The 21,313-nt window shown below is 64.3% G+C and carries 13 protein-coding genes; 9 read left to right on the plus strand and 4 right to left on the minus strand.

The features are described 5' to 3' along the window. Nucleotides 1–395: 395 nt before the first annotated feature. A complete protein-coding gene (gene valS / locus QMG25_RS11775) occupies nucleotides 396–3,017 on the minus strand; it encodes a valine--tRNA ligase (protein WP_283460429.1) in 2,622 nt (873 codons plus the stop codon). 105 nt (nucleotides 3,018–3,122) lie between these two features. On the opposite strand from valS, the gene QMG25_RS11780 reads away from it, so the two are divergent. Together QMG25_RS11780 and QMG25_RS11785 are read left to right on the plus strand one after the other, a co-directional pair. Continuing rightward, nucleotides 3,123–3,614, plus strand: coding sequence for a MepB family protein (locus QMG25_RS11780; protein WP_283460430.1), 492 nt, complete (start codon nucleotides 3,123–3,125; stop codon nucleotides 3,612–3,614). A gap of 133 nt (nucleotides 3,615–3,747) precedes the next feature. Next, complete coding sequence (locus tag QMG25_RS11785) at nucleotides 3,748–4,095, plus strand: DUF488 domain-containing protein (RefSeq protein ID WP_283460431.1); 348 nt, start codon at nucleotides 3,748–3,750, stop codon at nucleotides 4,093–4,095. Nucleotides 4,096–4,167: 72 nt separating this feature from the next. On the opposite strand, the gene QMG25_RS11790 is transcribed toward QMG25_RS11785, so the two are convergent. Next, nucleotides 4,168–5,793: a GMC family oxidoreductase gene (locus tag QMG25_RS11790; protein ID WP_283460432.1), complete on the minus strand. Its 1,626-nt coding sequence runs from the start codon at nucleotides 5,791–5,793 to the stop codon at nucleotides 4,168–4,170. 230 nt (nucleotides 5,794–6,023) lie between these two features. After that, entirely contained in the window at nucleotides 6,024–7,742 is a 1,719-nt protein-coding gene (locus tag QMG25_RS11795; RefSeq protein WP_283460433.1) for an aldehyde dehydrogenase family protein, read from the minus strand. A 164-nt stretch (nucleotides 7,743–7,906) separates the two neighbouring features. On the opposite strand from QMG25_RS11795, the gene QMG25_RS11800 reads away from it, so the two are divergent. The 6 genes from QMG25_RS11800 (at nucleotide 7,907) to ndk (ending at nucleotide 16,147) form a co-directional block, all read left to right on the plus strand. Beyond that, on the plus strand, nucleotides 7,907–9,142 hold the full coding sequence (locus QMG25_RS11800) for a PucR family transcriptional regulator (protein ID WP_283460434.1): 1,236 nt from the start codon (nucleotides 7,907–7,909) through the stop codon (nucleotides 9,140–9,142). 120 nt (nucleotides 9,143–9,262) lie between these two features. Beyond that, nucleotides 9,263–10,033, plus strand: coding sequence for an SDR family oxidoreductase (locus QMG25_RS11805; RefSeq protein WP_283460435.1), 771 nt, complete (start codon nucleotides 9,263–9,265; stop codon nucleotides 10,031–10,033). Between the two features lie 524 nt (nucleotides 10,034–10,557). Next, nucleotides 10,558–13,842, plus strand: coding sequence for an isoleucine--tRNA ligase (gene ileS, locus QMG25_RS11810; RefSeq protein WP_283460436.1), 3,285 nt, complete (start codon nucleotides 10,558–10,560; stop codon nucleotides 13,840–13,842). Next, nucleotides 13,843–15,225, plus strand: coding sequence for a bifunctional folylpolyglutamate synthase/dihydrofolate synthase (locus QMG25_RS11815; protein WP_283460437.1), 1,383 nt, complete (start codon nucleotides 13,843–13,845; stop codon nucleotides 15,223–15,225). A 1-nt stretch (nucleotide 15,226) separates the two neighbouring features. After that, entirely contained in the window at nucleotides 15,227–15,667 is a 441-nt protein-coding gene (locus tag QMG25_RS11820) for a DUF4233 domain-containing protein (RefSeq protein ID WP_283460438.1), read from the plus strand. Between the two features lie 63 nt (nucleotides 15,668–15,730). Next, entirely contained in the window at nucleotides 15,731–16,147 is a 417-nt protein-coding gene (gene ndk, locus QMG25_RS11825) for a nucleoside-diphosphate kinase (protein WP_283460439.1), read from the plus strand. Nucleotides 16,148–16,464: 317 nt separating this feature from the next. Here the strand turns inward: ndk and QMG25_RS11830 are convergent, their stop codons facing one another. Further along, nucleotides 16,465–17,100, minus strand: coding sequence for a vitamin K epoxide reductase family protein (locus QMG25_RS11830; RefSeq protein ID WP_283460440.1), 636 nt, complete (start codon nucleotides 17,098–17,100; stop codon nucleotides 16,465–16,467). Nucleotides 17,101–17,469: 369 nt separating this feature from the next. Between QMG25_RS11830 and QMG25_RS11835 the strand changes: the two genes are divergently transcribed. Then, a complete protein-coding gene (locus tag QMG25_RS11835; protein WP_283460441.1) occupies nucleotides 17,470–21,228 on the plus strand; it encodes a ribonuclease E/G in 3,759 nt (1,252 codons plus the stop codon). Nucleotides 21,229–21,313 lie beyond the last annotated feature (85 nt).

Here is a 21,313-nt window from a genome sequence, read left to right on the forward strand (position 1 = left end):
GCCCAGCGCGCATGAAGAGGAAAGTGCCGCCACCCGAGCAGGGGTGGCGGCACTTTTTATGCGCTGATCGAGCACCGATTATTCTGCGCCGCATCTATAGGCGAATGGTGCGCCACTGTGTCACTGGCGCCGCATCCGAAGGTGAATCGGACGCATAAGTTGAGTGGCGTGGGGGCATGCGGAGCGTTCCGGGTGTAGTCCGGCGCATAAGTTCAGTGCCCTGTGGCCAACTGGACACCCGTGCAATCCTGGCAGTTCTTGGCAACCCGTGGCTGCACGAGCGTGGTGCCTGATAGCGGCACAGTGCCCCATGGCCCAAGACAGTTGTGGCCGCCACTCTCAAGGAGTGGAGGCCACAGCTGGCTGGGTCTCAACGAAGCAAGAGCACCACGAGACTAGGCCTGCGCGGGCTCCTCGGCCGGCGCCAGCTCGACGTCGGACACGCTCAGCTCACCCGCGCCCACGGCGATCGTAATCTCCAGGGCATTCGCTGCGGCCTTTAGGTCGCCCAAGCCAGCGGCCAGCTGTGCCGCCCGGACTTCGCCGGCGGTGACAGTTGCCGAGAGCACTTGGGTGCGCTGCTTGACCTTTGCCTCGGACTTGGCCTTGCGGATACCGCTCAACGCGTCCCCGACCGTGGAGAGCAAGGTGGTGTCGCCGTCGTCCACGGCGACTTCCGTGGGCCAGGATGCGCGGTGCACCGAACCGGCACGCCACCATCCCCAGACTTCTTCAGTGGCGAACGGCAGGAACGGTGCAAACAAGCGCAGCAGCGAATCCAAGGTGGTGGCCAGCGCCGCCAAAACGGAGGCCTGGCCTGCGTCGCCGGCAGCACCATAGGCGCGGTCCTTGATGAGCTCCACGTAGTCGTCGGTGAAGTGCCAGAAGAAGCTCTCGGTGAGCTGCAGGGCCCGGGCATAGTCGTATTTTTCAAACGCAGCCGTCGAGGAGTGCACCACTTCGGCCAGTTGGGCCAACAGGGCGCGGTCCAGCGGGTTGCTCAGCACTTCACTGTCAACGCTGAGCACATTGGCTTCGGTGGCGCCAAGGTTCAGCACGAATTTGGAAGCGTTGAGCAGCTTGATGGCCAAGCGGCGGCCAATCTTCATCTGCGCAATTTCGTATGCTGTGTCGGCTCCGAGCTTGGCCGAGGCGGCCCAGTAGCGAACGGCGTCGGCGCCGAAGTCGTTGAGCACGTCGGTGGGGACCACCACGTTGCCCTTCGACTTGGACATCTTCTTGCGGTCCGGGTCGAGGATCCAGCCGGAGATGGCAGCGTGCTTCCACGGTGCGCTGTCCTGCAGTGCATCCGCGCGCACGGCGGAGGAGAACAGCCAGGTGCGGATGATGTCGTGGCCTTGCGGGCGCAGGTCGAAGGGGTAGACGGTGGAGAACAAGTCCTCGTCTACGCCCCAGCCACCCACGATCTGCGGTGTCAGCGACGATGTGGCCCAGGTGTCGAGCACATCGGCATCGCCGACGAACCCGCCCGCGGCGTTGCGCTGGTCTTCGGCGTAACCGGGCGCGGCATCGGCTGCCGGGTCAACGGGCAGCATCGCGGTGGTGGGGAGGATGGGGTGCTCGTAGTCCGGGTTGGCGTCCTCATCGAGCGGGTACCAGACGGGGACGGGCACGCCGAAGAAGCGCTGGCGGGAAACCAGCCAGTCGCCGTTCAGGCCGGAGATCCAGTTGTCGTAGCGCGATCGCATGAAAGCGGGGTGGAACTCGATCTGGGCGCCGCGGTTGATCAAGCGTTCGCGGCGGTCTTCGTCGCGGCCGCCGTTGCGGATGTACCACTGGCGAGAGCTGACGATCTCCAGGGGCTTGTCGCCCTTTTCGAAGAAGTTCACCGGATGCATGATCTGCTTGACGTCACCGTCAAGCAGCTCCGCCTCGGTCAGCATCGCCACGACGCCTTCCTTGGCACTGAAGACAGTCTTTCCGGCGATCTTGGAGTAGTTCTCCCGGCCTTCTTCGGTGGCGATCCACTCGGGCGTCTCGCCCAGGATGCGGCCGTCGCGGCCCACAATTGCACGGGTGGGCAACTGCAGCTCACGCCACCAAGTCACATCGGTCAGGTCGCCGAACGTGCAGACCATGGCAATGCCGGAACCCTTGTCGGCCTTCGCCAGGGCGTGGGCGCGAACTTCCACCTCAACCCCGAAAAGCGGCGAGGTGACCTTCTTGCCAAACAGCGGCTTGTAGCGCTCGTCGTCCGGGTTCGCCACCAGTGCCGAGCAAGCTGCTAACAGTTCCGGACGCGTGGTTTCAATGTAGATTTTGGTGCCGTCTTCGGCGAAGAACGGGAACCGGTAATAAGCGCCGGGCATTTCCCTGTCCTCAAGCTCAGCTTGGGCCACGGCGGTGCGGAACGTGACATCCCACAGCGTGGGGGCTTCGGCCATGTAGGCGTCGCCGGCAGAAAGGTTCGCCAGGAAGCCCCGCTGGGACACCGCACGGGAGTGGTCGTCGATGGTGCGGTACGTCAGGTCCCAGTCAACCGACAGGCCCAACGTCTGGAACAGGTGCTCAAAGACCTTCTCGTCCTCGACGGCGAGTTCTTCGCACAACTCGATGAAGTTCTTGCGCGAGATCACATCGAAATCACGCTGGTTCTTGGCCGGGGCAGCGGGAGGCCGGTAGTCGGCGTCGTACGCGGTCTTCGGATCGCAACGCACACCGTAGTAGTTCTGCACGCGCCGCTCGGTGGGCAGGCCGTTGTCGTCCCAGCCCATCGGGTAGAAGACGTTTTTGCCGCGCATGCGCTGGAAGCGGGCCAGCACGTCCGTCTGCGTGTAGGAGAACATGTGCCCCACGTGCAGCGACCCGGACGCGGTCGGCGGGGGAGTGTCGATGGAGTACACCTGCTCCCGCGTGGTCTCACGGTTGAACTTGTACGTCCCCTCGGCGAGCCAGCGTTTGGTCAGGGACTCTTCAAGTCCCTCCAGAACGGGCTTGTCGGGAACGTTGCTTGAGGAAGGTGCGGGCGTGTCTGTGCCCGGAATGATTTCAGCCATGGATCGATTCTTCCATGGTTTGCGCCTGTTCCCCGATTGCGGCGTGAATGGCCGCACGTTGATAGCATGCGGGCAACGAATATTGGTCCATGGAAGGGGAACACGGTGGCGCATGATGCACTGCGGGATCTGCAGGCGCTGGTCTGGAACCCTGCCGGGCTGGCCTGTGCCGACGTCCAAGCCGAGCCGGAAAGCGCCGACTATTGCGCCCATTCCCTGACCATCTCCGGCAGGCGCTCCGTGTTTCGCTCAGCGAAGACCACACCCACCAAGGCTGGTCAGTTCGTCACGCTGTGGCAACGATCGGCCGATGGCCCCATCCGGCCCTTTGACACGAACGACGGCGTGGCGTTGTTCCTCGTCCAAGCCGGCTTTGGCGCGGGGCTGGGGCTGTTTGTGTTCCCGGCCAGTGCCATGGTCCGCCACGGTGTGGTGTCAGTTGACGGGACAGGGGGCAAGCGGGCCATGCGTGTGTACCCACCGGATATTGAGGTGGGCAGCAGCCAGGCCCGACGGACGCAGAAGTGGCAAGGTGATTACTTTCTGCCCACCTCTGGTCTGGACACGGTCCGGGCCCGGGCACTTCACGCAGACTGAGTGGGACGCTCCTGCGCACCATTGTTCGGCAATGGTACGCAGCGGTGGCACTGGCCCTCCATCCGGTGCCAATGGTGCGCAGGAGTTGAAGTGGCCCCTGCCGCGGGCCGCTCTTCCGCGCTAGGATGCGGATATGGGCACACTGCGGATTTTGCGTGTATATGAAGAGCCTGAACCGGGGGAGTACCGCGTTTTGGTCGATAGGCTGTGGCCCCGCGGTGTCAAAAAGGACAAAATTGACGTTTGGCTCAAGGAAGTGGCGCCCAGCACGGAGGTGCGCAACGCCTTTGACCACGTGGCGGAACGCTTCGAGGCTTTTGTGCGGGACTATACGGTGGAGTTGAAGGACAATCCGGCTGTCGCAGAGCTGCAGGAGGTCATCTCCAAGCACAAGAAGGTGGTGCTGCTCTACGGTGCCAAGGACCACCACGAAAATCAAGCGGCAGTCCTCTTGGACTTCCTCAACGGGGCCAACGGCTGACAACACCGGTTGGCTGCATTGGCTGGCAACACCGGGTGAGTGCGCTGGCTGGGCGCACCGGCGGTCCCAGAGCTACCAGCCCAGAATCAGTGCTGCTGCCTTCTCCCCGATGACGATGGCAGGGGCGTTGGTGTGTCCACGAATAATGTTGGGCATGATCGACGCGTCGGCCACCCGTAGTCCATTGACGCCACGCACTCTCAACTGTTCATCCACAACGGACGCCTCGTCCGTGCCCATCCGCGCGGTTCCCACCGGGTGGTACAGAGTTTGGGCATGCTGGTTGATGGCCAGTTCGTCGCGCTCCGCGAGCGGCAGGGTCCCGGCCCCTGCAGGCTGGATGAAGGTCCCCTTGGTGCTCTGGCGCATGGTGTCGTTGGCGATGATCTTTTCACACAAGGCAAGTCCTGCCATGAGTGTTGTCCGGTCCTTTCCGGCCGGGTCGCTGAGGTAGCGCGGGTCGATGAGCGGTTTGTCGAGAGGGTCGGCGGTGGCAAGTCGGATGGTGCCGGTGCTTTCGGGTTGCAGCAGGATGGCCCCCACGGAGATGCCGTGACCGGTGTGCTCGATGAGTCCTTCGCCAATGAAGGCGACCGGGCCGAAGACCAGCTCAATATCCGGAAGCTCCAATTCGGGGTCGGTGCGTACGAAGCCGTAGGCTTCAGCCGCATTCGAGGTGAGCATGCCCTTTTTCCGAGACAGGTAGTTGAATAGTTGCCCGGGTTTCCGGGCGAGGAACAAGGTATCTGCCGTCGCTTCAACAGCCAGCAAGGCAGCCAAGTGGTCCTTCAAGTTCTTGCCCACTTCGGGGGAGTGGGCCAGGACCTTGATGCCGAGGGCTTGCAGGTCCTCGCGATCGCCGATTCCGGATAGCAGGAGAAGTTGTGGGGTGTTGATGGCACCACCGCACAGGATCACCTCCTTCGCGGCACGGACTGTGCGGCTCACGCCGTCCTGCATGTATTCGACACCGACGGCAGTTGTCCCCTCAAAGAGAACTCGCGTGGCTTGGGCGCCGGTGCGCACCGTGAGGTTGGTTCGCTTCCGGGCGGGTTTGAGGTAGCCGTCGGCGGTGCTGAATCGGGATCCCTTGGATTGGGACACCATCGTTTGGCTGAAACCCTCCTGGTTGTTGGAGTTGGCCGCAATGACTTTGTAGCCCAGTTCCTTTGCCGCGGCAAGGAAGGTTGCCGTGTGGGGGCGGGGGCTTCGCTGCACCTCGATGCTCATGGGGCCCGATGACCCGGTTTCCTGGTCGTCGGCTCCTTCGACTCGTTCCGTTCGAGTGAAGAACGGCAACAGTGATTTCCAGCTCCACCCTTGCCCTGCCGCCGCACCCCACGCGTCATAGTCTTCAGGGAACCCGCGCACCCACATCATGGCGTTGATGGAGGACGACCCGCCCAGCACCCTGCCCCGAGGCCAGAAGACCCGGCGGTTGTTCAGCTCAGGTTGAGGTTCGGTGTCATAGTCCCAGTCCACCTCGGAACGGAACAGGGAGGAGAATGCCGCGGGGATGTGGATTTCTGTTTTCTTGTCCACTGGCCCGGCCTCCAGCAGCAGCACAGTGTTCTTTTTATCCTCGCTGAGCCTGCAGGCCAGTGCGGCCCCGGCTGAACCGGCGCCGACAATGACGTAGTCGGCCACATCTGTGGAGCCAGCGCGTTCATGGCCTGACGCCGTGGGCTTGGCACTCATGCCGCCATCACCACGGCAAGCAGGGTTCTGCCTTGGGCGGTTCTGCCCTGGACGTCTCTGTCCTGGACAGCCCTGCCACGGACGGCTCTGGCGTAAACGCTGCCGGTCGGTGCCGGAAAGATGTTGTTGATCATTATGGCCTGTCTCGCTTTCGTGGAGGGGCGTGCTGACTGGCTGGGATGGAGGGGGAAGCCCTTGGCATTTCCGTCCTGGTTCTTGCCGGTGCGGTTTCAAGCTCGGAAAGCGGCTCCGAAGACTGCCGGCATGCGCGCCCAGGACGGCTTGGCGGCAAACTCCGTCAGCAGCCTGCCCGTTGATTTCGCGCTGCGCGAGGTGACAAACCACGGTGGCTTGGGGAACAAGGCAAACTCTCCGTGGGCAACAGAGCGCGGGAAGGGGCGGAACGGGCCCGTCACCACCGTCCGCTCGGGATCGCTGATAAGCAGCGCGTTGTGTACCACGCCAAGCCCGCTTTGCACGTCGTCCAGCGTGTGGCCGGGAAACGCTCCCCACGGGGCTGCAGCCGTCAGGAAGCCAACGCCCGTCCAAGCATTGACGGCAATGGTTCCATAGTGCAATTGTGCGATCGACCTACGGAACCCCTTGCCCATGGACTTGATGTCTTTCGGGTCGACAATAACATTGGCCCCAAGGGTTCCAAGGAAGTCTTGGTTCGCGGCTGAGATGGCAGCGTCCAGAAATGCCCGTCCTGTGCCAGCCAGTTCCATGACCCCGAGGACAGGGGAGAAGTACTCGGTGGTTTGCATTGTTTGCGCATTTTCCGCTGCCGTCAGCTCAATGAGCAAACGGCCCGCTCCGACTTTCTCGGCGTCCGGGTATGACTCGCAGGCCGCGGCAACCCTGTCGGCGCTGCCGGGGTACCAAGGGGTGCGTTCGGGGGTGCGCGCCAAGGCGGCACGCAGCTCTTTCAGGAAGGCGTCCTTTTGTTTCCAGTCCCGGCTCATGAGCACTATTTGCCCGGCAATACAGTTGTAGCCGCCATTGTGAAGACGCATCGTGGCGATGTGCTCTGCCTGATAGCGCAAGTCCCGTGCCGTCCACTGGCCGGGAACCACGATGATGGGAGAGACCCCGCCGAGTTCGCTGGTGATGGGCTTGTTCAGCAGTGGTGTGTTGGCGCCCTTGCGTGCCCGGCCTTCCGCGCCTGGACCGTAGACAACGGCGTCATGGGTCGCCGCGCTTCCCGTCATGTGGACATGGGAGATGCCGGGGTGGTGGGCCAGGTATCCGCCTTCCGCACCGCCGCCGTCGACTATCCGCAAGAGATTCGCTGCGATGAGAGGGGCCAATGCCACTTCGTACACAGCTTTCATCCTGGCCATCACGGGGTTGAGCTTGAGCAGCGTGAGCCGGTTGCTGGCGATGAGTTCATACAAGACGTCAAGGGGTGGAATGGAAGTGATGTTGCCCGCACCGAGCACCAGTCCCACCCCATGGGTCAGCGAGGGGCGGTGGGCCGACAGTCCGGCATGCGAGCGCACTGTCGACGCAGCCACACCCGGTGGCATCCACACTTCGGCCTTGAACCCATGCAGCAGGATTGATTCATAGGCACTGTGCGGGAGCACGGGAACGCTGACCCGGCCACCAGGTGCCGTGCCGAACTTTACGCCCTCCAAGGGGCTCTTCTTCTGCGCCAGGGCACGCAGGCTGTGGGCCAGCATCGCACAGGCCGACAGCACCGGGTAGGGGCCGGAGATCCACTCTTCGCCGACGAGCTGCGAGTCCGGATCCAGGCCCTTGATGCTGCTTGCCGTGGCAACCCAGCTTTCTGCGGATGCCGCCACGGCGTCGTGAACCCGGTCAAGCAGGGCGGCACGCCCAGTCAGTGACATTGCGGCCCAGGAGTTTTCTCCTTCGGCGAGCGCCGCCACTGCGCCGTCGAACATCTTTCGGTCCTGCTCAGTGGGGGCTGGTGTGACAGTCATGAATCTCCCTTGATTAATGCCTCTGCCGATCACACGGCGATCGATGCCTGACACCGAGTGTATTCGGGTACAGGCCCCCGCACCATGGGCGTCAGCCGCCAATTGCCCGGCAAATGTTGTGCTGGGGCACAAAAAGTGAAGGCGAAACGGCGTATCATTCACGCATGACTGCTCACCAGCAAGAAACAGGGCCCGCAACAGCTGGCGCCGTCGAGTTGTTCGCCGATTTGCTCGGCGCCGTTGATGAGCTCAGCGGGGGCATAGTGGATGAGATTCTCAGTGGTGAGGAGGTTTATGCCGAGGCCACCCTGACACCTGACCAGCTCCTGAAGATTGTTCGCGTCAATGTGCGCTCCCTGCTGGAAACTCTGGTGGGCGCCCCCGAGTCCTTGGACGCTGCGCGCATGGCGGGCAGGCTCAAGGCCGAATACGGGATTCCGATGGCGAGCCTGCTGCGGGCCTATCGAATCGCCGGGCTGACCCTGTGGGAGGAGATGATCTCCCGTTCGGCCGCATTGGGCAGTTCCGAGGCACTGCTGCGGGTTTCATCGAACTTTTGGGGAATCATTGACGCGTTCTCCAGTGCGGCCGCCGAGACGTACCGTGAAGTGGTTGCCGACATTGACCGCCGTGACCAGAGGGCACGTGGAGCCATGTTGTTGTCATTGCTCGAGGGCACTGCCGCCACACGAGAGGCGGAAGACCTGCTGCGCAGACTGGGGCTTCCCTTCCCCGCCACTTACCTTGTCGTTGCCGCGGAGTTCAACGGCACGGGTGCCGATCCGCTGCCATCGATTCGCAGCAGGCTGGGCGCTGCGGGAATCCCCTCCACGTGGACAACATGGACCGGTGAACATTTGGGTCTGGTGGGTTGCCCATCGCCGAACGAGGTTCCGGTGGCCGCAGGCATCATCGCGGCAGCAGCCACGTCCCGGGTGGGTGCAAGCAGGCCATTCGCCTCCGTTCAGTCTGCCAAGGACGCGGTCAGGCAGGCGCAGCTGGCCATGGAATGCGTTCCACCGCTGAGCGTTGGTTTTCACAGTTATGGTTCGGCTCCCATTGACACCTTGCTGGCGGCCCAGCCGAGCTACGCCAGCGAACTGCGCCTTGACGTGCTGGGCCCCCTCGCCGACGCTGTCGATGCAGAACCCCTCCTTGACACGCTCGAAGCATGGTTTGCCGCCGACGGTTCGCCGGCACAGGCAGGAATCATGCTGCATTGCCACCGCAACACCATCGGATACCGGCTGGGCCGCATTGCGGAGCTGACGGGAAGGAACGTGTCGCGGCCTGCGGACGCTGCCGAGCTGTATGTGGCGCTGCGTTCGATGCGCCTTGCCCCGGAATCCGGCACCTTCGGCAGCGCCAGGAACCTGCGCGCCGGGAACCTGCGCCGCTGAAACTGCGGGCGAAACAGCGCAGGGACAAGAACCAGGAGCGGCTTGCGCTGCGGATCTCCAGTCCGCGGCGAGGTGCTGGCAAAATCTCTCCGGAGCAAGCTTGCGCGCTACATTTATTCCATGGTTGAAAACAGTTCCCGCAATGCAGTAGTCACAGGCGCCAGCTCCGGCATTGGCGCCGCCACCGTCCGCGCACTGCGGGCCCACGGCTGGAATGTGGTGGCTGTCGCCCGCCGCGCGGACCGGCTGTTGGCCCTCGCCGCGGAAACCGGGGCCATTGCCTGCCCTGCAGACATTTCCAAGGACGACGACGTGGCCCGCCTCCGCAGCAACGTCACCGACGCGTTTGCCCAGTTCGGCGGCGTCGACACCGTCATCAACATTGCCGGCGGGGCGCGCGGGGTGGACCCTGTGGGCAGCGCAAGTGTCCAGGATTGGGAGTGGATGTACCAGGTCAACGTGCTCGGCACGCTGAAAGTCATCCAGGCATTCCTGCCGGAATTGCGCGCGCATGGCCGAGGCACCGTGCTTAACCTGACCTCCACGGCCGGGCTCGTCGCCTATGAAGGCGGAGCCGGCTACAACGCGGCAAAATTCGGCCAGCATGCGCTGAACAACGCGCTGCGCCTGGAAGAGGCCGAGCACAATGTGCGCGTGATCGAGGTGGCGCCCGGACTTGTCCACACGGAGGAATTCATGCTGAACCGCCTCGGTGGGGACAAGGAAGCCGCAGCCAAGACGTACCAGGGCGTGGCCGAGCCACTGCTGCCGGAGGACGTGGCCGACGTGGTGCGCTACGCCGTCGAACTTCCCCAACACATCAACTTGGACCAAATTGTGGTCAGGCCCGTGGCACAGGCGGCCGCGCACAAACTGATCCGCAACCCCTAGGAAAACCCCTGGTGATCGGTGCCGGACAGGTGGGGTGTGCCCAGCGCCGGCACGGACGACCTGGCCGCACGGCTGGCCGACGTCGAATCCGGTTTCCCCGATGAGGCGTGGGCCCGTGATCGGCGTGTGCGTTATCGCCTGGATTCGGGCCCCGCACCCGAGCCGCCCCCGTGCTGGATGCCAGAAACTATCCGGTGCATGTGCGGGGCGCCGTCACCGGCCAGCCCGGATGCCGGACGCCTGGCCCGACGCTGACCGGCAGCCGAATGTGGCAGGTGGCTGCCGGGGCGCTAGACTTGTAGACAAAGCGTTGAACCGGCCATCACCGGCGAGCTTCCGGAAGAACGCACCGCGCACAAGCATGAGGGCACGGTGCCAGTAGAACCGGCCGGGTAAGCCCGTCACAGCAGTCAATGAGCGGCCGGACCCGGCGTCGGAAGGCAAGGGGGACGGTTAGCGAGGTGGTACCGCGGCGCAAGCCGTCCTTGCATCCTGAAACGAACGCCCCCAACCAGGATGATGTGATGACCCACTTCCCGAAGGCCTCCGCCGCCGCCGGCCTCCATGCCGAATCCAAGCACGTTCCCGCCTCCGTGAATTTTCCGAAGGTGGAAGAGCTCGTCCTGAAGTACTGGGATGAAGACGGCACCTTCCAAGCCAGCATCGACGCGCGCGACGCCGGCCAGGACGGGTCCAACGAGTTCGTCTTCTACGACGGCCCTCCTTTCGCCAACGGACTGCCGCACTACGGGCACCTGCTCACCGGCTACGCCAAGGACTTGGTGGCCCGCTACCAGACACAGCGCGGTCGCCGGGTGGAGCGCCGTTTCGGCTGGGACACGCACGGTTTGCCCGCCGAACTGGAAGCCATGAAGCAGTTGGGCATGACGGACAAGGCCCAGATCGAGGCCATGGGCATCGACAAATTCAACGACGCCTGCCGCTCCTCCGTCATGAAGTACGCCGGCGAATGGCAGGAATATGTCACCCGCCAAGCCCGCTGGGTGGACTTCGAGAACGACTACAAGACACTTAACGTCGAGTACATGGAATCGGTGCTGTGGGCCTTCAAGCAGCTGCACACCAAGGGCCTGACCTACAACGGCTACCGCGTCCTGCCGTATTGCTGGAAGGATGAGACACCGCTCTCCAACCACGAGCTGCGCATGGACGAGGACGTGTACAAGGACCGACAGGACCAGACTGTCACAGTCGCCTTCCCCATCCTGGCCGGCGAATCCACGCTCTCGCAGGAGCTGGCCGGCGTGCAGGCGATCGCGTGGACCACCACGCCCTGGACCCTGCCCACCAACCAGGCCCTCGCCGTCGGACCCGACGTGAGCTACGCCGTGGTGCCCGTGGGTCCGGGTGGAACCAGCGCAACGGGGGAGCATTTCCTGCTCGCCTCGGATCTGGTGGGTGCCTACGCCAAGGACCTGGGGTACGACGACGGTGCTGCCGCGACTGCCGCCGTCACCGCCACCTACGCCGGTGCCGAGCTTGCGGGACTGAAGTACGAGCCGTTGTGGGACTACTTTGCCGACGACGAAAAGTACGGCACTGCCAAGTCTTGGCAGTTCCTGCTCGCCGACTACGTGACCACCACCGACGGCACCGGCGTGGTCCACCAGGCCCCGGCCTATGGTGAAGAGGACCAGAAAGTGTGCGAGCAACACGGGATCCCCGTGGTCCTGTCCGTGGACGAGGGCGCGAACTTCCTGCCGCTCTTTGAAGGCGGGCCGCTGAACGACATCGCCGGCGTGCAGGTCTTTGACGCCAACAAGACCATCACGAAGGTGCTGCGCGAGGCCGGGCGCCTGGTCCGCCAAGCCAGCTACGTGCACAGCTACCCGCACTGCTGGCGCTGCCGCACACCGCTGATCTACCGCGCCATCTCTTCCTGGTATGTGGAAGTCACGGCGTTCAAGGACCGCATGGTGGAGCTGAACCAGGACATCAACTGGATCCCCGGCAACGTCAAGGACGGCCAGTTCGGCAAGTGGCTGGCCAATGCCCGCGACTGGTCCATCAGCCGCAACCGCTACTGGGGCAGCCCCATCCCCGTGTGGCAGTCCGACGACGAAGAATTCCCGCGCACCGACGTCTACGGCTCGCTTGCCGAGATGCAGGCCGACTTTGGCCGTCTGCCGGTGAACAAGGCGGGCGAAGTGGACCTGCACCGTCCGTTCATCGACGAGCTGACCCGGCCCAACCCGGACGACCCCCGCACGCCTGAGCAGGGACAGTCCACCATGCGCCGCGTGGAGGACGTGCTGGACGTCTGGTTTGACTCCGGCTCCATGCCGTACGGCCAGGTCCACTACCCGTTCGAGAACGAGGACTGGTTCAACACCCACAACCCGGCCGACTTCATCGTTGAGTACATCGGACAGACCCGCGGCTGGTTCTACATGCTGCACATCCTCTCCACCGCGCTCTTTGACCGTCCGGCGTTCCGCAACGTCATCAGCCACGGCATCGTGCTCGGCTCCGATGGGCAAAAGATGTCCAAGTCCCTGCGCAACTACCCCGACGTCTCCGAGGTCCTGGACCGCGACGGCTCCGACGCCATGCGCTGGTTCCTCATGTCCAGCCCCATCCTGCGCGGCGGCAACCTGGTGGTGACCGAGCAGGGAATCCGCGACGGCGTCCGCCAGGTCATCCTGCCGCTGTGGAACGTGTACAGCTTCTTCACCCTGTACGCGAACACGGCCAACGGCGGCACCGGCTATGACGCGAAACTGCGTTTTGACGGCTACACCGACCCCATGGACAAGTACTTGCTGGCCAACACCGGAGACCTGGTGCGCAAGCTGACGGGCATGCTTGACGGCTACGACGTTTCCGGCGCCTGCGAATCCCTGCGCGTGTACTTCGACATGCTCACCAACTGGTACGTGCGCCGCAGCCGCAACCGCTTTTTCGGCGAAAACGTGGACGCCTTCGACGCCTTGTACACGGCGCTGGAAACGGTGTGCCGCGTGGCAGCCCCGCTGCTGCCGCTTGTCACCGAGGAAATCTGGCGCGGCCTGACGGGCGGGCGCTCGGTGCACCTGACCGACTGGCCCAATGCCGAGCTGTTCGTCCCCAACGCAGCCCTCGTGGAGCAGATGGAGGCGATCCAGCAGATCTGCTCCACCGGATCCAGCCTGCGCAAGGCCGCCAAGCTGCGCGTCCGCCTGCCCCTGCAGGAACTGACGGTGGTGGCGCCCAATGCCGCTGCGCTGAAGGACGGTGCGTCCATGGTTGCCGAGGAACTGAACCTGCGTTCCGTGCGCTTCCTTGACGCCGCCGATGCCTCGCCGGAAGAGTTCGGCATCTCGCAAAAGCTCGTGGTCAACGCCCGAGCTGCGGGGCCGCGTCTGGGCAAGGACGTCCAGCTCGCCATCAAGGGATCCAAGTCCGGGGACTGGTCCGTCAACGACGGCACCGTGACGGCAGGCGGCCTGGAACTGCAGCCTTCCGAGTACATGCTGGAGACCGTTGTTGCCCAGAGCGACGACGGCGGCAACAGTGCGGTGGCCATGCTGCCGCACGGGGGCTTCGTGGTGCTCAACACCGAGCTGACCCCGGAACTCCTGGCCGAAGGCACGGCAAGGGACATGGTCCGGGCCATCCAGCAGGCGCGCAAGGACACCGGCCTGCAGGTCAGCGACCGCATCCGCACCATCGTCAGCGCCCCGCAAGAGGTGGTTGATGCCCTGCATGCCAACGCCGAGCTGGTGAAGGGCGAAACCCTGACGTTGAAGCTTGAACTCATCCCCGGTGACGTTGAAACCACCATCACAGTTGAACGGAGCACCGTCTAAATGAGCACCAATCACGATGAATTCTCGGTGGAAAGCGTCTATGCCGAACTCCTGGGACGAGCCCCGGAGAACAAGATGGAGCCGCGGCTTGCCCCGCTGTTCCGCGCCATGGATTTTCTGGGCGAGCCCAACAAGGCGTTCCCCATCATCCACATCACCGGAACCAACGGGAAAACCTCCACGGCCCGCATGATCGAAGCCGGACTGCTGGCCCACGATCTGCGCACCGGCCGCTACACCAGCCCGCACCTGACCCGCGTGACGGAACGCATCAGCATTGACGGGGCCCCCGTCAGCGACGAGACGTTCGTGCGGATCTGGGATGAAATCCGCCCCTACCTCGACATGGTCGACGCCGAACTCGTCTCTGCGGGCGAGGTGCGCCTGACCTACTTTGAGTGCCTGACCATCCTGGCTTTCGCCATTTTCGCCGACGAGCCCGTGGACGTGGCGGTCATGGAAGTGGGACTGGGCGGCATCACCGACGCCACCAATGTGGGCGACGGCCAAGTTGCCGTCATCACCCCCATCTCCCTCGACCACACCGAGCTGCTCGGGGACACCACGGGACTCATTGCGCAGGAGAAGGCTGGCATCATCAAGGAAGGTGCGTTTGTGGTCAGTGCCGCGCAGCCCGCCGACGCCGCTCAGGTCATCCTGGACAAGGCCCGCTCGGTGAACGCGGACTTCCGCTTCGAAGGCGTGGAGTTCGGGGTGGAGTCGCGCACCATTGCCGTGGGCGGGCAAAGCCTTGACCTGCAGGGCCTGGCCGGGCGCTATCCCGGCATCCTGCTGCCACTGCACGGCGAACACCAGGCGCAGAATGCCGCCGTCGCCCTTGCCGCCCTGGAAGCGTTCCTTGGCGGCGGGGAAAAGGAACTCAACCTCGAATTGGTCCAGCAGGGTTTTGGGGCCGTCACCGCGCCTGGCCGCCTGGAAGTCATGCGCACCTCACCGACCATTGTGGTGGATGCCGCGCACAATCCTGCCGGAATCGCCGCAAGCGCCAAGTCGCTGCAAGAGTCCTTCGCGTTCAGCAAGCTGGTGGTTGTGCTGGGGGTCCTGGCGGAGAAGGACGCCGCGGAAATTCTGAACACCATCAAGGAATCCTATGGCGACGAAGCAGCCGAGATCTGCCTGACCCAGTCAAACTCCCCGCGCGCCATTCCCGCCGCGGAACTGGCCGAACTGGCCGTTGACCTCGGCTGGGACGAAGCGGACGTCCACATTGCCGAGAGGCTCGACGACGCCATCGAATGGGCGGTTGAACGGGCCGAGTCCAACAACGACCTCGCCGGCGGAGTCCTCATCACCGGCTCCATCACGGTGGTGGGCGAAGCGCGCATCCTGCTTGGCCGCCCAGGCGAAAAGGCAGGTGCCTGAGATGGCAAAGCTGACTCGTGCACAGCGCGAATGGAAGCCCAACACGCCCAAAAAGGTGCGGTCCACGAGGATGATGTTCGCCTCGGTCGTGTTGGTCCTGGAAGCTTTTGTGGCCCTCTTTGCCGGCCTGGCGCTCTTCGGCTTGAAGGACAAGAACCCCCTCTTCCTGATCTTGGGCGTGGTGCTGGCAGTCCTGCTGGTCTCTGCGTGTGCGTTCCTGGCCAAAAAGTGGGGCCCGGCCTTTGGCTGGATCCTGCAGCTGATCCTCATCGCCGGCGGCTTCTGGGAACCGTCCATGTTCGTTGTGGGCGTCCTCTTCGCCGTGGCCTGGTGGTACGCACTGTACGCAGGCGCCAGGATTGACCGTGAAAACGTGGCCCGGGCCCGGGTGCAGGCGCAATGGGATGCCGACCACCCCGACGAGGAACCCGCCGCAGAATAGTTTCGCGCCCCGGCCAGTAAGCTGAATCTGAAAGTTCGTTACATCTAGTTGTTTGGAGTATCTGTGAGCATCGAGCGCACTCTTGTCCTGGTCAAGCCCGACGGCGTTGGCCGCAACCTTTCGGGGGCCGTGCTGGCCAGAATTGAAGCCAAGGGCTATGCCTTGGCCGAGTTGAAGAAAGTCAACGCCACGCGCGACCAGTTGGAAGCACACTACGCGGAGCATGCCGGCAAGCCGTTCTACGAGCCGCTGGTGGAGTTCATGCTGTCCGGCCCGGTGGTGGCAGCGATCTTCGAAGGCGAGCGCGTCATTGAAGGCTTCCGTTCCCTGGCCGGCACCACCGACCCCACCACCGCGGCCCCCGGCACCATCCGCGGAGACTTTGGCCGCGACTGGGGACTGAAGGTGCAGCAGAACCTTGTGCACGGCTCCGACTCGGTGGAGTCGGCCGAGCGCGAAATCGGTATTTGGTTCGCTTAAGCACGCAGCGCAATAAAAATGAGTGGGCACCTTCCAAAGGGAAGGTGCCCACTCATTTTCATTGCCCCCGTCCCGACGCTCCTGCACTTTCCGGGGTGAAACGACCGACGCTCCTGCACCTTCCGGGGTGAAACCACCGACGCTCCAGCACTTTCGGGGGTGAAACACGGAACGCTCCTGCAGCAGCACGGGGACGACTCGACTACAGCCACCGATCGCGCCAGAGCGTTGAGGGAAAGTGCCCCGAAAGTGCTGGAGCGTTGGGATGTGCGCTGGGGGTGTGCGCTGGGGGTGTGCGCTGGGGGTGTGCGCTGGGGCTAAGCGTTGGAGGGGATGATCAAATGCATGAACTTGAAGAAGATGGAGGCCAGGGTGGCTATGTAGAGCAGGCCCACAATGACCCAGGCCCAGTCGTTGAGGAACTTTGTCAGGGCGGCAGGGGCGGGAATGACGCCGTGGTTCAGGTTGCGCACGGTGAGCCAGACAAATAGCGGGATCATCACGGCCCACACGATCATGCAGTAGGGGCACAGGACTGCCAAGACATAGACGGCTTGGAACCAGAACCAGCCAACAAGGGCCATGCCCGCAGTGATTCCCGCCTGCAGTCCAATCCAATACCACCGGCTCATGCGTGCCCCGGCCAGCAGGACCATGCCCGTGGTGATCACGACGGCGAAGGCCGCAACACCAATGAACGGGTTGGGGAATCCCAAGATCGCTGCCTGCGGTGTCTTCATGACTTCGCCGCAGGAAATCCAGGAGTTGAAGTCGCAGCTGACCGTCGCGTCCGGGTTTGCGTACAACTGGAGCCGGTCAAGGACCAATACGAAGGAAGCGATCCAGGCGATGGCGCCGGCAATGACAAGGAACCAGCCGAAGGCCCGGGCCCGCACCATGGCGGGCTTGCCCAGTTCTGTCGGATCGCTCGTGGATACTTTGGTGCCGGGCATGGTGTCCTTATTCGTCGACAACGGTGATCGTTTCCTGATTGTAGCGTGAGTTTCTTGGCGCGCCGTGCGTGGAATCGCACCACGTCAGGACGCATGTGAGACAATGAGTACGGCTGATTGGCGATCCACATGCGCCCCTCAGTCCGATGGCACGCCCAATGGCTGCCGGTGACGACGCTGCCAGAGAAGGCAGCCATCCACCGGGCAACTTGCGCAAACCATTGGCTTCGCAGAGCTTGCGCACCCAGAAGTTGGTGCCGCCCGTGAAGTATTTAGACGACTTCCGTCAGCGCCCGCGGGGGCTGACACATCTGCCGCTTTTGGCGTTCGATGTGGGTGCGCTGAATCGGCGCGAAAGTAACGCCCACCATGGATAAAGAACAAGCCTCCACAGACAATGCCGGGGCGGCCGAGGCAGCCCCCACCAAGGCAAGGACAACGCGGTCGCGTCGCGCCACCGCCGCGGTGACCAGTCCAGGGAAAACTCCCGTTGCCGCAGAAGCCGCAACGTCCGCCACAGGAACGTCCGCCACCGCATCGTCCGATGCCGCGGCATCGGACGCGGCTGCATCAGATTCAGCCGCGGCGCCGGCCACAGCACCTCCGGCACGCCGCAGCAGGGCCAAGAGGACCGAAACCTCCCATGCCGCGGCCGCTGAAACCCCGATGATTGACATCCCGGATGCTGCGGGAGTTGCCGGCGCGGTGCCGGCGGAAGACAAGGCAGCGGCAGACAAGGCCCCGGCCGACAGTGCCCCGGCAGCGTCGGAACCAGCCGAGACGGCACCGACCGCTGTTGCACCCAAGAAGCGGACCGCGAGCCGGCGTGCCACGGCACCCGTTACCGCGCCCGGCCAAGGTGAACTGAGTCTCGGCGCAGGTGGAAGCATTCCCGAGTCGGGAAACGAACCCGCCAAGGCCCCCGCGAAGCGGACCCGCACCACCAAGACTTCCGCAACCAAAACGGCCACAGACAGAGCGGCGGCGTCCAACGACGCCAGTTCAACGGGAGCCGATGCTGCCGTCAAGGACGAGACTGCATCCGTTTCGGCTGACTCCGCCTCTGTTGCCCGTGACAGTGCCCCTTCCGCCGACGTGTCGGTCGAGGCAGCACAGCAGGAGCCGGCAAGCTCAGGCGCTGCTGCCGCCAAGGGCCGCTCCACGCGTCGGAGCACAAGGAAGACGGCTCCCACGGACGCCCCCGCCACGGATGCACCCGCACAGGCCGGAACGCGGCAGGAGACCCTCGACGGTGCTCCCGCCGAAACCGCCACGGATGGCGAATCCGCCGCGCCCAAGGCAACGCGCAGCCGTCGCCGGACCACTGGAAAGGGTGCCCCGGCCGAGCCCGTCGCAGAAGCTGCCGCTTCCGGCCAAGCCGACCATACGGGAACGGGCGAGCCGGCAACCCAAGCAGTAGCGAATCCAGCGACCACAGCGACCACCGCAGCGGCAAGTACTGCCCCAGCGACCGCCACCGACACGGCGCCTGCCGACACGGCCCCTGCCGCCGAAGCCCCGTCCAGGGCTCCTGACACAGGCATTTCTGCGCTGTTCCTGGCCCCTGACCTCAGTCACAGCGTGCCCGTTGTCGTCTCGCACGGGCAGGAAGAGAATCCTGAAACAGGCGACGGGGACACTCACAACACGGACAGCCACAGCGGGGACAACGAGGGCGGGGATCGCCGCGGACGCAACCGCCGCAACCGCCGCAACCGCAGCTCCGAAAACGACGCAGCCGAAGTCCACAACGAGAGTGACGATCCTGCCGACGAAAATGACACTGAGGAAACCGACGACGGCGTGACGTCCCGCCGCCGGCGTCGTCGTCGCCGTGGTGACGCCGATTTGGAAATGGCCGGAGGCAGCGACGAGGACCCGCCCAACACGGTGACCCGTGTCCGTGCCCCGCGCACCGCTTCGGAGCCGAGCACCAGCTCCTCGAACCGGGTGACAAGCCTGCGCGGCTCCACCCGGCTCGAAGCGAAGAAGCAGCGCCGCCGCGATTCACGCGACTCGGGCCGCCGCCGCACCGTCATCACCGAAGCGGAGTTTCTGGCCCGCCGGGAATCCGTGGACAGGGTCATGGTGGTGCGCCAAAGCGACGACCGCATCCAGATCGGCGTGCTGGAAGACGGCATCCTGGCCGAGCACTTTGTCTCCAAGACGCAGCAAGACTCACTGATTGGCAACGTCTATCTGGGCAAGGTCCAGAACGTGCTGCCCAGCATGGAGGCAGCCTTCGTCGACATTGGCCGCGGCCGCAACGCAGTCCTGTATGCAGGGGAAGTCGACTGGGACGCCGCCAACCTCAACGGGCAGCCGCGCCGCATTGAGAACGCATTGAAGTCCGGGGACTCCGTGCTGGTGCAGGTGTCCAAGGACCCCGTGGGCCACAAGGGCGCCCGCCTGACAAGCCAAATTTCGCTGCCCGGACGCTATCTTGTCTTCGTGCCCGGCGGATCCATGACGGGCATCTCACGCAAGCTGCCCGACGTCGAACGCAACCGGCTCAAGCGCGTCCTCAAGGACCACCTGCCGGAAAACGCCGGTGTCATTGTGCGCACAGCGGCCGAAGGTGCCAGCGAAGAGGAGCTGACCAACGACATCAACCGGTTGCGGGCCCAGTGGGAGGGCATCAGCGCCCGTGCTTCCTCGAACAAGACGCTCGCCCCGGAAATGCTCTACGCCGAGCCCGACCTGACCATCAAGGTGGTCCGCGACGTCTTCAACGAGGACTTCACCAAGCTTGTGGTCTCCGGTGAGGACGCCTGGGACACCATCGAGGCCTACGTCACCTACGTGGCCCCGGACCTGCTTGACCGCCTGGAAAAGTGGACCAATCCCGAGGACATTTTCACGGCGCACCGCATTGACGAGCAAATCAACAAGGCCCTGGAGCGTAAGGTCTTCCTGCCCTCGGGCGGTTCGCTTGTCATCGACCGCACCGAGGCCATGACGGTGGTTGACGTCAACACCGGCAAGTTCACCGGATCCGGCGGAAACCTCGAGGAAACCGTCACGAAGAACAACTTGGAGGCTGCTGAGGAAGTTGTTCGCCAGCTGCGCCTGCGCGACATTGGCGGGATCATCGTCATTGACTTCATAGACATGGTCCTGGAATCCAACCGCGACCTGGTGTTGCGGCGCCTGGTCGAGTGCCTGGGCCGGGACCGGACCAAGCACCAGGTGGCAGAGGTCACCAGTCTGGGCTTGATCCAGATGACGCGCAAGCGCATGGGCACCGGCCTGCTTGAGGTCTTTGGTGAGCAGTGCCCCAGCTGTGCCGGCCGCGGCATGGTCACCCACGAGATCCCGGTGGAGCACCACCGCGTCCCCGCCGTCCACACCGTCGTCGAGTCCGTGCCAAGCCACCAGAACCGGCACGAACAGGGTGAACGCACCGCCAACCGCTCCACACGCAGCGAACGCAAGCGCAATCGCAACCGTGGACAGCAAAACGAGGCCGAGCAACTCCAGGAGGCCTCGGAGACGCACGTGCCCGATGAAGTCGACGAGGCTGCGAAGGCACAAAAGGCCCATGAAGCGCGTGCGGCATTGGCCAACATTGCCGCAGCAGCGGCCGCATCGCACCACGAGCACGACGGCGAGCAGCCCCGCACCGAGGCCGCTGCGGCGACCGCCGAAGAAGTAACGCACGACGCCGCCACCCTCACCTTGGGTGGGGAAGCCGTGGAACTCCCGCGGGGGCATCGCAGCGAAAGCAGCGGCTTCTCCGGCACTGCCCCACTGGACAGGGACGCAGCCTTGGCCGGTCTGACGCAGGCACTGGACCAGCTGGCGGCACCCGGGAACGAACACGGGTACGAGGCTGATGCCGAAACCGGCAACAGCCGCGCCCGTTCACGCAAGGGACGGCGCAACCGCAGTGCCCGCAGCGCACAGGGCGGGTCCGACACGGCTGTGGAAACCAACACCGGCGGTTCAGGTGCCCAGGGGTCGGTGCAACACAGCAGTGCCACGTCCCAGGGGGAGCCGACACGGGGGGAGCCGGCCCAGAGCCTTGTGGCTCAGTCTGAGCCGGGACGGCCGGCGGAGCCAGCCGCAGTGAAAAAGAGTGCGGCGCCCATCATTTTGGGTGTGGGAGTCCCCGCCGCGGAACTCTAGGGACTCTGGGAACTTCAGGCTCCCGTACCTCGGCTGCCTGAAGGCCCGGAAGCTTCAGGAAAGGGGACCGGCCCGCAGCAGACAG

Source organism: Arthrobacter sp. H35-D1 (assembly GCF_030063185.1).
Taxonomy (GTDB): Bacteria; Actinomycetota; Actinomycetes; order Actinomycetales; family Micrococcaceae; genus Specibacter.